The organism is Streptomyces barkulensis (assembly GCF_002843305.1).
GTDB lineage: Bacteria > Actinomycetota > Actinomycetes > Streptomycetales > Streptomycetaceae > Streptomyces > Streptomyces barkulensis.
In genome coordinates, this window is the sequence record NZ_PGSG01000104.1 from 158,207 (window position 1) to 170,298 (window position 12,092).

11 protein-coding genes are annotated in these 12,092 nt (G+C 75.7%); 4 read left to right on the forward strand and 7 right to left on the reverse strand.

Features of this window, described 5'->3' with window-relative positions:
* Window positions 1–109: 109 nt before the first annotated feature.
* A complete protein-coding gene (locus tag CUT83_RS22020; protein WP_101257609.1) occupies window positions 110–673 on the forward strand; it encodes a hypothetical protein in 564 nt (187 codons plus the stop codon).
* Window positions 670–1,875: an MAB_1171c family putative transporter gene (locus CUT83_RS22025; protein WP_101257610.1), complete on the forward strand. Its 1,206-nt coding sequence runs from the start codon at window positions 670–672 to the stop codon at window positions 1,873–1,875. Before CUT83_RS22020 ends, CUT83_RS22025 begins: the two co-directional genes overlap by 4 nt.
* A gap of 39 nt (window positions 1,876–1,914) precedes the next feature.
* Here the strand turns inward: CUT83_RS22025 and CUT83_RS22030 are convergent, their stop codons facing one another.
* From CUT83_RS22030 to CUT83_RS22050, 5 genes are read right to left on the reverse strand one after another with little or no spacing between them, the layout of a single operon-like run.
* Window positions 1,915–3,246, reverse strand: coding sequence for an ABC transporter substrate-binding protein (locus CUT83_RS22030; RefSeq protein WP_194074728.1), 1,332 nt, complete (start codon window positions 3,244–3,246; stop codon window positions 1,915–1,917).
* Window positions 3,247–3,296: 50 nt separating this feature from the next.
* Window positions 3,297–4,280 (reverse strand): GlnX family signal transduction membrane protein, encoded by a 984-nt coding sequence (locus CUT83_RS22035; RefSeq protein WP_101257549.1) that lies wholly within the window; start codon window positions 4,278–4,280, stop codon window positions 3,297–3,299.
* Window positions 4,277–5,887, reverse strand: a complete 1,611-nt coding sequence (locus CUT83_RS22040) for a vWA domain-containing protein (protein ID WP_101257550.1) — start codon at window positions 5,885–5,887, stop codon at window positions 4,277–4,279. Before CUT83_RS22040 ends, CUT83_RS22035 begins: the two co-directional genes overlap by 4 nt.
* Window positions 5,884–8,316, reverse strand: a complete 2,433-nt coding sequence (locus tag CUT83_RS22045; RefSeq protein ID WP_158239045.1) for a serine/threonine-protein kinase — start codon at window positions 8,314–8,316, stop codon at window positions 5,884–5,886. Before CUT83_RS22045 ends, CUT83_RS22040 begins: the two co-directional genes overlap by 4 nt.
* Window positions 8,313–10,079, reverse strand: coding sequence for a S1 family peptidase (locus CUT83_RS22050; RefSeq protein ID WP_101257552.1), 1,767 nt, complete (start codon window positions 10,077–10,079; stop codon window positions 8,313–8,315). The genes CUT83_RS22045 and CUT83_RS22050 overlap by 4 nt, the downstream gene beginning before the upstream one ends.
* 80 nt (window positions 10,080–10,159) lie before the next feature.
* Between CUT83_RS22050 and CUT83_RS22055 the strand changes: the two genes are divergently transcribed.
* The gene (locus tag CUT83_RS22055) at window positions 10,160–10,489 is read left to right on the forward strand and encodes a trypco2 family protein (protein ID WP_101257553.1); all 330 of its coding nucleotides are present in this window, start codon (window positions 10,160–10,162) and stop codon (window positions 10,487–10,489) included.
* Window positions 10,490–10,528: 39 nt separating this feature from the next.
* Entirely contained in the window at window positions 10,529–11,020 is a 492-nt protein-coding gene (locus tag CUT83_RS22060; protein WP_101257554.1) for a hypothetical protein, read from the forward strand.
* A gap of 71 nt (window positions 11,021–11,091) precedes the next feature.
* On the opposite strand, the gene CUT83_RS22065 is transcribed toward CUT83_RS22060, so the two are convergent.
* On the reverse strand, window positions 11,092–11,340 hold the full coding sequence (locus tag CUT83_RS22065; protein WP_093656188.1) for a WhiB family transcriptional regulator: 249 nt from the start codon (window positions 11,338–11,340) through the stop codon (window positions 11,092–11,094).
* A 130-nt stretch (window positions 11,341–11,470) separates the two neighbouring features.
* Window positions 11,471–12,067 (reverse strand): dihydrofolate reductase family protein, encoded by a 597-nt coding sequence (locus tag CUT83_RS22070; protein ID WP_101257555.1) that lies wholly within the window; start codon window positions 12,065–12,067, stop codon window positions 11,471–11,473.
* Window positions 12,068–12,092 lie beyond the last annotated feature (25 nt).

The window sequence follows — 12,092 nt, forward strand, 5'->3', positions numbered from 1 at the left end:
GCCGGACTTCCGGTGGACGGCCGGCGCCACTCCGGCCCGGTTCCGGCACGGCCCGCACCCCACCGGAGCCGCGGCCGCGACCGCCCACGACGCACGAGGGGACCGCTCAGTGAAGGAACGGGAACTGCGCCGGCGGTGCAGACGGCTGCTCAACGAACTGGGCATCCGGCCGCCCCTGGACGTGACCGAACTCTGCCGCCGCGTGGAGCTGCGGCGCGGCAGGCCCCTGAGGCTCGTGCCGCACCCGATCCCCGTTCCGGGCCCGTTCGGCATGTGGATCGGCGCCCCCGCGGCCGACTACATCGTCTACCAGCGGCAGACCAGCGGCGCCCACCAGCGCCACATCGTCCTGCACGAACTCGGCCACATGCTGGCCGACCACGGCGGCGGCCGCCCCGACCGCCACGAGGAGGAGCTGCTGACCGCGCTGCGCCGCGGCACCGAGCACCTCGCGCCCGGCGAGATCCCCGACCTCGACCTCGACCCGGGCCCGGTACGGCGGGCGCTGCGGCGCACCTCCTACGACAGCGCGCAGGAGCGGGAGGCCGAGACGGTGGCCACGATCATCCTGGAGTGGGCCTCGGTGCTGGACCAGGTGGCCCCGCGGTCGTCCGCCGGAGCCGCCGCGGAGCGTATCGGCGCCGCCCTCGGCGACCGGCTGGGGTGGCTGTGAGCCTGCTGCTGACCCTGTACGGAGTGGGCTCGCTCCTGGTGCTGGCCTGGATGGCCCGCCGGCTGGCGCGGGCGCCGCGCGACGTTCCGCTGTGGGCGGTGACCGGGCTAATCGCCTGCTGGGCCGCGGCGTACCCCTTCGGGCTGGCCGCGGACCGCGAGGAGGTGTTCCTGGGGCTGGCGCCCATGACGTCCCGGCTGATCCAGCACATCCTGGTGCTGACCGCGGTCAACTGCATGGTCTGCTTCTACCTCTTCTCCGCGCTGGAGCCCGCACGGGCCCGCAGACGCGCCGGCTGGTACGCACTGGCGCTGATGGGCGCGGTGGCCGTCCTCATCGCCGCGGTGGCGGCCGCCCCCGAGGGCACCCGCACCCGGGACCACACCGTCACCGGCGTGGCGGTGTTCTTCGTGACGGCCGACCTGTATCTCGCCGTCGGCTTCGCCCTGGGCTGGATGTGGTCCCGGCGCCACGCGCGCGTCGCCGAGCCCCGGCTGGCGCGCGGGCTGCGGATCACCTCGCTCGGCATGGCCGCGATCGTCGTGGCCGACGCCCTGTTCGTCCCGGCGGTACTGATGCGCTGGGCCGGGGGCGACGGCGCGCCCGCCTCGCTGGACACCGCGGGCGCCGCGGAGACGACGCTGGGCTGGTTCGCGGCGGTGTTCTTCCTGCTGCCGGGCATCGTGCTGATCCTGGCCGGCGTCACCTACCCGGCCGCGGTGATGCGGCTGACCGCACTGCGCGTGTGGTGGCGGCACCTGCGGGCGTACCGCGGGCTGGAACCGCTGTGGACGGCGCTGCACCGGCGGTTCCCCGAGGACGCGCTGCACCGGGTGCCGGCGCGGCCCTGGCGTGACGCGCTGGGCCCGCGCGGGGTGCACCGCCGCTACTACCGGCGGGTCATCGAGTGCCGCGACGGACTGGTCCGCATCAGCCCCTACCTCGCCGCGCCCGGCGACAGCGGAGGCTACGGGGGCGGCGAAGGGGGCGGCGACGGGGGCGGTGGCGCGATGCCGCCGGAGGAACGGCTCGCGTGGCGGCTGCGAGAGGCGCTGAGGGCTCATGCCGCGGGCCGTCCGGCCTCCACCCGCGCGGTGCCCGTGGCCGTACCGGCCGAGGGCGACCTGGACGCCGACGTGGAGCGCCTGCTGGCGCTGTCGCGGGCGCTGCGGGAGGTGGAGGCCGGGCGGGGCGCGGTGTGAGGAGCCCGGGGCGAGGTGGACGGCACAAGGGGCGGCCGGTCACCGGCAGACCTGGTCCAGCCGGTCCGGCTTCCGCCGGAACCGCTGGACGTACTGCCGCCCGGACTCCTCCTGGACCTCCTGGATCCGCTCCAGCAGCCCGGTGGGGTCCTGCCCCGGGTCGGCGAGGAATTCCAGGACCTTCTCGTGGAAGACGCGGCGGATCATGGGCGGCATGACGTCCGAGGCGTCCAGGCAGAGCCGCCGGGCTTCCTCCAGTTCCCGCACTATGCGGCGGCTGACGGTGTCCCCGCCGCCGGCGGCGGGGTACCTCTCCTCACCCACGTCCTCGTGGGCGGAGAAGAAGGGGATCTCGCCCCTGGCCCAGGCCGGTTCGTCCTTCGCCCAGACCCGCTGCGCCCTGCGGGAGGCCAGGAAGCGCATCAGGTCCTGCGCCTCGGGGCTCTCGCGGAACATCGCCGCGAAGTCGGCGGAGACCTCCCGGTCGCGGCCGTCGCGGTCGGCGGCCCCGGGCAGCAGCCGGGGCGAGGGGACGAAGTCGGCCTCCGGTGCCCTGGGGCCGTACAGGTGGCGGGCGAAGCTGCCCTGGTGCTCCAGGTCGCAGCCGCCGCCCGGGCCCGTGCCGAAGAGCAGTCCGTCGCCGCCCTCCGGGCCGCGGTAGTCGGTGGCCAGCGCCTCGCGGGCCGCCCTTCCGCCGCCACCGGACATGAACTCGCCCCAGACCTCCCACGCCTCCACCACGGGGCCGTCCGTCCACGCCATCTCACCGGTCACCCAGTCCTCGTAGACCTCGGGGCCCGACCTCTGGAGGAGGATGTCCTCGATCCAGTCGCTGCCGGGCCAGCCGGAGGTGGCGTCGGAGCCCATGCCGACGCACCAGCGGTCCGCGTCCGCGCGCACGAGGTCCGGTTCCGTGCCCTTGCGGTACCAGACGATGCTCTTGAGATCGACCTTCACCGGAATCCAGTGGCGTTCCTCCATCCCGGCCGGCTGTGCCAGCCAGGGCCCGCCGTCGTACTCCTCCTCGTCCACGACCCCCTTCTCCAGCGGCTCCAGGAAGCCCTCGCGCTCGTAGTCGACCAGATCGCCGAGGACGGGCAGGACCGCGATGTCGGGAGGGTCGCCGGCCAGCAGGCCGGAGAGCAGGACCTCGCGGTTCGCCGTGGTGCCCTGGTACTCGACGGACACCCCGTGCTCGGCCTCGAACAGGCCCAGCAGTTCCTCGAAGGGCTGCTGCTCGGCCCCCGTCCACGGGCCGAGGACGGTCAGGGTGCGGCGGGGCTCCGCGGTGTCCCCGGCGCAGCCCACCGGGCCCGCCAGCGCCAGCAGCAGGGACAGCGCGCCGAGCGTGGCCGTACGCGCCCCGCGCACGCTCCTCGTACACGCGCGCCCCATACGTCCGCCCGTCACGCGCCCGCCCCTCACGGCCGGAACCTGTACTGGCTCAGGTGCCGCTGCAGCCCGGCCCAGGACAGCAGCGCGACCGCGGCGCCCCCGGCCGGTATGAGACCGGCCCGCCGCCCGCTCCCGGACGTCTCGTCCAGGAGCCCCTCGACCCGGGTGCGCGCGCCGGTGATGGCGGCCCTGGTCTCCTCCGGCTCCCCTCGGGGCAGTTCACCGCGTGCCTTCGCCCCCTGCTGCGGCTCGGCGACCGCCACCAGCTCCCGGCGGGCCTCGTCCAGACCCTTCTGGGTGTCCGCGGCCCACCGCACCGGCAGCCAGGAGGCCAGCAGGACGACGCAGGCCAGCAGCAGGAAGGGGTTCAGCCGCTGGGGGAAGCGCCGCTGGAGCTGCCACTGCACCACGACCAGCGCCAGCAGCGGCACGAGCGGAGCCTTCTCCACCCACCACCACAGCTCCCGCCGGGCCTCGGTGAACTCCGTCTGCTCCCCCAGCCGCCGGAGCTGGTCGCGCTGGAGGCCGTCGAGCCGCGCGAGGATGCCGGTCTCCCCCCGGTTGATGATGGTGTCGGCGCTCGCGCGCCACGCCCGGCTCAGCGCCTCGTCCTGCGCGTGCTCGATCGCCCGGCCGATGGCCTCCTGGTAGACCATCAGCAGGGCGATGACGGTGCTCAGCTCCCGCTTGCCCTCCTCCTGCGCGACCTGCCGGTCGGCCATCTGCGACAGGCTCTGGGTGGCCGCCACCATGTAGGTGCGGTACGCCTCGTCGGTGCCGGTGCCGTCGACCAGCTCGGAGGCCAGGTGGTCGCGGGCGGCGAGGTGGGCGTTGACCAGCGCGCCGCGGGCGGCGGCGACCTCCAGCACGGCCGGCGCCGTCCGGTCCCGGACTGCGCCGGGGCGGCGGTGGGTGTCGTCGTACGCGGCGAACAGCACGGCCGCGGCGAGCAGGGCCAGTACCACCAGCGAGACCAGCTGGAGCACCAGCAGCCACCGGGTGCCGATCACCGGTCCTCCCCCAGGGGGCGCCCGCAGCTCTCGCAGAACCGCTCCGGGCGCACCCACGCGGCGCACCGCGGGCAGCGCACGGGCGGCTTCTCGCTGTGCCCGGCGCCGGCCTCTCCGGGCGCGCCGTCCCCGGGTGCGCCCGGGGGCGGAGGCTCGCCGCCGCCCGCCCCGGGCGGGGGCGCGGTGCGGCTGCTTCTGGCTATCAGCGTCCGCAGATGGCCGGGGTCGACGGCGTCGCGGACGCGCACCAGGCCGACGGCGGCGTTCTCCACGGTCACCAGCGCGCGCAGCCGGGCCAGGTGCGAGGCGTCGCCCAGCTCGTACGCCAGGCGCACCGCTCGTCCCAGCTCCCGCTCGGCGGAGGGGACGTCGTGCCGGCCCAGGGCGGCGCAGCCGGCGCGGGTGGCCTCCTCCAGCTCGGTGTAGCGCCGGAAGTGGCGTCCGGCCACGCCGAGATCGGTCGGCGGCGCCTGTCCGACCCACCGGACGGTGATCCGCTCCTCGCTCGGCAGCACCACGCCCGCGGCGGCGTCGGCGTCCAGCCCCAGGGAGGCTATCCGTGCCTCCCCGGTCTCGCGGACGGACGGGTGGCCGGGGTCCACGCGCAGCCTCAGTTCGTACCAGCGGGTCTCCTCGCCCCACGCCCCGGTGGGCAGGAGCGTCCGGTCGCCGTCGCGGACGGCGGTGCCGGTCAGGTCCAGCACGGCCGGGTTGACCTGGCGGAAGAGGACGACCGACGCCTGAGGGCCGGTGTGCACGGCCACGGTGAGCCGGGACAGCCTCCTGCGCGTGGAGGCTCCGACCAGTTCCCGGAAGAGGCGGGTGAGCTGCTCGCCGAGCCCCTCGCCGCCACCGGTGCCCCGGGGGCCGTCGGTGTCCGGAGGGTCGTCGACGACCGCCTCGACGCGCCCGCGCAGCCGGTCGGCGATCTCCCTGAGCTGCTCGGCGTCCCAGCCCTCGCCGATCCCGAGCGCGTCGCACTCGAACTCGCCCGCGCAGTCGTCCAGGACGCGCCGCAGCTCCCCGGCCCGGCCGTGCTGGTCCACGCCGTCGGTCAGCAGCAGGGCGTGCCGGAAGGCGGTGCCGGGGCGCGCGGTGAGCAGTGTGTGGACCAGCGACAGCCAGGAGGAGATACGGGTACCGCCGTGGGCCTCCAGGGTGAGGGCCGCGCGGGCTCCGTCGGCCCGGGAGGCGGGCGAGGCCGCGACGGTGGCGGGCGAGGCCGGATCGCACCGCGGGTGGACGACGCGGGCCGTGTCCGTGCCCGCGACCAGGGCGAAGTGGGTGCCGTCCGGGAGCATCTCGATCGCCGCCGCGGCCGCCCTGCGGGCGGCGGCGATCTTCTGCACGGAAGGGTGTCCCATGGAGCCGGAGCAGTCGATGACGATCACCTCGGAGCGCTCCGGGGGGTGGCGCAGAGCGGTGGCCTCCAGCCCCCGCACCCGGATCCTCACCATCACCTGCACCTCGTGGCCGCCGCCGGGAGCGCCGCTTCGGCCGGGGACGTACTGCTCGTGGACGGTCTCCACCGTCATGTCCACGCGCGGGCGGCCGGGGACCGTTCCGCCCGCCGCCCCGGTGGCGGGGTCCCGCACGGCGTCGGTCATCGGGCCGGCTCCCTGCTCGTCCGGGGGTTCTTCCGGCCGGACGGGCGGACGAACCAGGTGCGGGGGAAGACCGCGTTGGAGCAGTCCTCGAGGTGTTCGTGCTGCTCCGGGGTGGTGCCGGGCAGCCGGGCCATATCGTGGAAGGACCACGACAGCAGCGTGCGCAGTCCGCGCTCGGTGGGCGGCCTGCCCGGGCCTCCGCCGAACAGCTCGCCGGTCAGTTCCGCCAGGCGCGCGCGGTCCTCCGCCCGTCCGCCGTCCTCGTCGTCCGCACCGCCGCCCGCGCCGCCGGCGACCCGCTGGATCCAGTCCAGCGCCCACTCGCGGATCTCGGCGGTCAGCCGGGTGCGTTCGGGGCCGACGCCCGCGCCGCCGTCGAGTTCCAGAGCGGGCAGCTCCTCCCGTACGGCGGCCAGGCCGCGCCAGTCGGGCAGGCCGCCGGGCCGGCCCCCGGGCTCCGGCGCCAGCCGGGCGGCGCGGATGCGCACCGCCGCGATCCGGGCGGCTTCGTAGTGCCGCGAGGTGGGCGTCACCCCGTCGAGCACCTCGGTGGCGCGTTCGCGGTCGCCCCGGGCCAGATGGACCCGGGCCAGGCCGAAGGCGGCGCTGCCCTGCTGCGGGTTGCGCCGCCACACCGCGTGGTAGAAGCGTTCGGCCCGCTCCGGTTCACCGCGGTGCTCGGCGCAGTGGCCGAGCGCCAGCTTGGGGGCGTACTCGCCCGGCAGCGCGCCGTACACCTCGGCGAAGTGCCCCTCGGCCCGCTCCACTTCGCCCCCTGCGAGGTGGAGCAGGCCGCGGTGCCAGGCGATGCGCCAGTCCGGGGCGGGCCGCTCGTCCGGCGTCGCGCCCAGGGCCGCCTCCGCCTCGCGCAGATGCCGCCGCGCTCCGTCCAGTTCCCTGCCGCGGTCCCTGGTGTGCTCTGGTGGCAGGGCCTCCCGCGCCGCCAGATGGGCCCGGCACAACCGCAGCCGGACCTCCGCGCTCGTGCCCGGGCCGTCCCCGCCCAGGAACCTCTCCAGCTGCCGTACGACCGCACGTGGACCGGGCGGTTCGGGCATGCGCAGCTGGACCGCGGCCGGATCGTCGGGGCGCGGCAGCGGGGCGGGCAGTCCGGCGGCGACGGCGGAGGGGGTGGGCCGGCCCGGGCACAGGGCGGGTGCGGTGACGGTACGCCGGTAGTCCCTGGCCCGGCGGCCCAGCCAGTTCTCCAGTCCGGGCACGGCGCCGAGGCCGGCGTCCAGGAGGGTGGGGGCGGGCTCGAAGACATCGGAGGGCCGATTGTGGGGACGTCCCGTCCGCAGCGACAGCAACTCCCTCAGCACTCCCTCCAGTTGGAGGGACATCTCGGCGGCGGAGGAGAAACGGCGCGCGGGGTCCCGGTCGGTGGCGCGCTCCACCAGCCGGTGGAAGGAGATGTGCCCCAGCCCGGTGCCGGGACCACTTGGAGTGCCGGAGGCGCCGGGGGTACCGGGGGCGCCGGGGGTACCGTCCACGGCCGCCCCGGCCAGCTCCTCCAGGGTCCGGCCGACGGTGTGGAGGTCGTGCGCGACGGTGGGCCCGCCGCCGGCCCTCACCTCCGGCGCCGCGTAGTCCGGGGTGATGACGGGGGCGCGGCGGGCGGAGCCGTCCGGCCGCCGCGCGCCGCCCAGGTCGATGAGGACCACGCGGGTGCCGCGGTGGATGACGTTGGCGGGCTTGATGTCGCAGTGCACCAGGCCCTGTTCGTGCAGTGCCGCCAGGGCGTCCAGGATCTGGCACCCGTAGCGGGCGACGTGTTCCAGGGTCAGGGGCTCGTCGGGGCCGAGCGGACGCAGGCCCCGCGCGGTCTCGTCCAGGATCTCCTGGAGGGACTTGCCTCCGACGTACTCCATCACGATGTAGTCGGCGTCGATCCCGCCGTCGCCGGGCCGGTGGTGCACGTAGTCGAGGATGCGGACGATGGACTCGTGGCCGACGGCGATCATCTGGTTGCGTTCCTCCAGCATGCTCTCCCGCGCCTCGTCGTCGTGCGGGTTGAGCACGCCCTTGAGGACGATGGGGCGGTCGCGCAGCCGGGTGTCGGCCGCCAGGTAGACCCAGCCCAGGCCGCCGTGGGCCAGCGGGCCGCGCACCTCGTAGCGCCCGCCGTCGAGCAGCTCCCCCTCCGCGAGCTGGGGGCGCAGCGAGTAGCGGGTGCCGCAGCGGGGGCAGTAGCCCTCGTGGCGGGCGGGCATGCCCCGGTAGGGCCTACCGACCGGGTTGCCGCACTTGCCGCAGGGGCGGCCGTCCAGGGGCGGTACGGGGTCGGTCAGGACGAGGGAGGCCGGGTCGCCGGGCGGCGGCAGCGTGGGCAGGGCCAGCAGCCGGCGGCGCTCGTCGGCCGGTCCGCCGTGGCCGGTGCCGTGGCCGGTGTGGTGCCCCGGGTGGCCCGCCGCGCCGCGCCCGCTCACCGCCGCTCCCCCTCCGCCTCGCGGGCCCCCGCCTCCGGGCCGTCCACTTCGGCACCGCCTGTTTCGGCACCGCCCGCCCCGGCGCCCCCCGCCTCCGGCGGCCAGCCCAGCGCACGACGGACCGCGGCCGTGTAACCGGTCACCGCCCGCGCCGCGATCTCCGCCTCGAAAGGGCCCGCGTGCAGCGCGTCGTGGGCCGCCCGGTACTCCCGGTCCAGCGCGACGTCCTCGATCCGGCCGTGCTGGACGGCCAGCCGCCGGTAGGCCCGCAGTTCCCCTCGCAGCTCCGCCCGCCGCCCGTATCCCCGCTCGGCCGCCTCCCACGCGGACTCCACCGCCCGCTCGGCCCGGTCGGTACGGTGCCGCAGCTCCTCCAGCGCCCCGGGAAGCCGGGACCGGTCCAGGTCGGCGCCGGTGCGGTGGGCGTGCCGCAGCCAGGCCAGGTCCATGTGCAGCCGGGTCACGGCCGGGCCGGGGTAGTCCACCCCCGACAGCCGCGCCCTGGCGCGGGCCAGGTCCCGCAGGCGCGCGTCGAGCGCCTCCAGCCGGCCCGCCAGGGCTCCCGTGCGGTGGCGCAGCGCCAGGTCCTCCTCGGCCCGCCGGCCGATCCGGGTGCCGGTCCGGTGGAAGACCAGCAGCAGCCGGCAACCGCGTTCGGCGAACTCCCCGCACAGCTCCAGCAGCCGGGCCGGGTCGGCGCACTCGTCCACGCCCAGCAGCGCGACGGTCAGCGGCGTGCGCAACCCCCGCAGCCGCTCCAGGGCCCGCGCCGGGCCGCTCTCCCTGAGGTTCATGCGCTCGGCGATCCGGACGGCCGCCTTCTCCGGCGCCGCGCCCCGCACGTCGACGGCCAGGTCGAGGCTGCCGACCGGGGGCACGGTGGACCCGGGGTCGGTGGAACCCGCGGCCGGAGCGTCCGCCGACAGCTCCCGGTCGGCCAGGGTCAGGGCGCGCCGCAGGGTGCGGTCGCGGCCGGAGCCGGGCCGGACCTCGGTGACGTAGACCGGGGGTCGCGCCCGGCCCCGGTCCGACAGCCAGGCGGCGAGCCGCTCCGCGTAGTCCGGCTCGTCCAGCCGCGCGGGCGGGCCGCCCCGGACCACTGAGGGCTCGACGCCCGGCGGGCCCTCGACCCGGTCGTCCAGTTCGGGCAGGTACTTGAGGACGGTCTCGACGGGGATCATGTGCGCCATCGTCAGCGGCGCGATCCCCCCGGATTCGGCGGACGCGGTGACCGTGACGCCCAGCACGCCGGGCGGGTCGCCCATGTCCAGCACCGGGCCGCCGCTGAACCCGCGCCGCGGCAGGTGCTCCGGGGCGACGTTGAGCTGTACGCGCTCGCCGAACGGCAGGCTCACCGTGGCCGCGAGGGCCGCGCCCCGGGCGTGCCGCACGGAGTCTGCGTAGCCGCACATCTCCACCCGCATGTCCCGCATCGCCGCCCGCAGCAGCGGCGCGGAGTGGCCGCCGGGCGGCGGACGGTGCACCCGCAGCAGGGCCAGGTCCGCGCGGTCCTCGCCCCGCCGGGGGAACCAGCCGCCGTCGGCGACGGTGGCCGTGGAACCGGCGGCCCCCTCGATCTCGGGGAACTCCACCAGGACCGGGGAGGTGCCGTCGGGCAGCACATGGGCGCAGGTCAGCACCGTGTCCCCGCCGAGCAGCACACCCGAGCCGACGACCGCGCGCGTGTCCTGCGAGCGGATGCGCACCAGCCACGGCATCCCGCGCGTCCCCTGTGCGACACCGTCCCCCGTGCGGTCTCCCATGGAGCCGCAGCATACGCCCGGGCCGCGTCTCTCTGTAGTCTCCCGGTGTCAACCGGTGAAACAGGCAGGGGAGTTGGGGCATGACGGGCTCGGAAGACCGCGGCAGCGGCAACGACAGTGACATCGGTCTGGCCGATGTGATCCGCCAGGTCCGCGCGGACCTGGCGGCCGCGCAGCGCGAGGGCGACGCCGCCGGCGACGGACCGCGCTTCACCGTGGACAGGGTGTGCCTGGAGATGGCCGTCCAGGTCCGCCGCGAGGGCAGCGGCCGCACCGGCCTGCGCATCGGCGTCGTCACGGCCGACCTGGGCGGCGGACTCAGCCGGGACACCACGCACCGGGTCCAGGTGGAGCTGACCCCCCACCGCCCGGGCGGCACCTATCTGGTGGGCGGGGAGCCCGGCGACTGATCCGGCTCTCCCGGCCGTACGCCCCGCTAGGGTTTCCCCATGGCAGCGACGCACCTCGTGATCATCGGCGACCGGGACGCCCTGAGCTGGGTCGTCACCGCCCGGCGCATGGCCTTCCCCGCCGGCCGTTCCGCCACCCTGGCCGAGGGCGACGAGGTGCTGCTCTACACAACGCGCGGCTGCTTCCGCAACCCCACCCGCGACCTCGGCCGGGTCATGGCGAGGGCCCGCGTGGCCGGACCGGTCCGCAGCCTGGACGAACCGGTCCGGTTCGGCGAGCGCGCCTTCACCGAGGGATGCGACCTGCGCATCGACGGCCTGGCCCCGTACCGCGAGGGCCTGGTGCTGCGCGATCTGGTGCCGCGTCTGGCCGTCTTCCCCGACCCGGCCTCCTGGAGTGTCCGCCTGCGCCGCACCATCCTGACCCTCCCCGCGCCGGACGCGGAGCTGATCGGCCGCGAACTCGCCGCCCACCTGCGGCCCTACGTGAACGCCGTGGACGGCTACCGCGCGGCGCGGCGCGGTGCCTGACGCGCCCCCACAACGCGTCGGACACCGCGCCGAACCTCCCCCGTTCCCCCGTCCCCCGTTCCGCGCGGACGTCAGGCGCTGCGCCTGAGTCTGCGCCGCTCCTCCTCCGACAGCCCGCCCCACACCCCGTAGCGCTCGTCGTTGGCGAGGGCGTACTCCAGGCACTCGATGCGCCCCTCGCACGACTGACAGATCTTCTTGGCGTCCACGGGAGTTCTGCCCGGCTCCGGGAAGAAGGGCTCGGAGCCGATCTGCGCGCACAGCGCGCGCTCCCACCATCCGGTCAGCTGCCCGACCGGACCGGAGTAATCAATTGCCATGCCGGGAAGCCTGCCCGGCGCCGATCAACGTTTCGTCAACGTCCGATCAACGCGCGCTGACCGGCCCCCGTCGGCTCCCACCCTCCCACCTCCGCACACCCGCGCCCCGGGGTTCGCGCCACCGGGCGTGTCAGCCCGCGGCGCGCGTGTAGGTGAGGATCACCGCGCCGCTGCCGAGGACCGTGTGGTCGGTGAGCGTCCAGGCACGCGGATCGAAGGAGGCCTTGCGGGAGAACACCGGGATCCCGTCGCCGATGGTCATCGGAGCGATCTTGAGGATCAGCGTGTCGATCTCGGTGTAGAGGGAGCCGGCCAGTTCGGCGCCGCCGATCAGCCAGATGTCCTTGCCGTCCTGCCGCTTGAGTTCCCGGACGGTGGCCACCGGGTCGTCGGCGACGAGTTCGACGGCCGGGTCCGGGCTCTCGGTCATGCTCCGGGAGAAGACCAGATGACGCAGGTGGGGGTAGGCGTCGGTGACCCCGGCCGCCAGGCCGATCTCGTAGCTGCGTCTGCCTTCGAGCACGGTGTCGAAGCGTGTGCCCTCCGCTGTGACGGACAGCGCCTGCCGGGCCTGCGCGGGCAGTGTCTCGGGGTACTCGGCCACCAGATGCCGGATGTAGTCCTCCGCGAGGGGCCAGAAGCCGTTCGGGCCGGTGGGGTCCGCGCCGCCCGGGCCCGCGATGAAGCCGTCGGGGGTGATGGCGACGTAGTAGACGAGTCTGCGCACACTGGTTCCCTTCCATCGGTCCGCT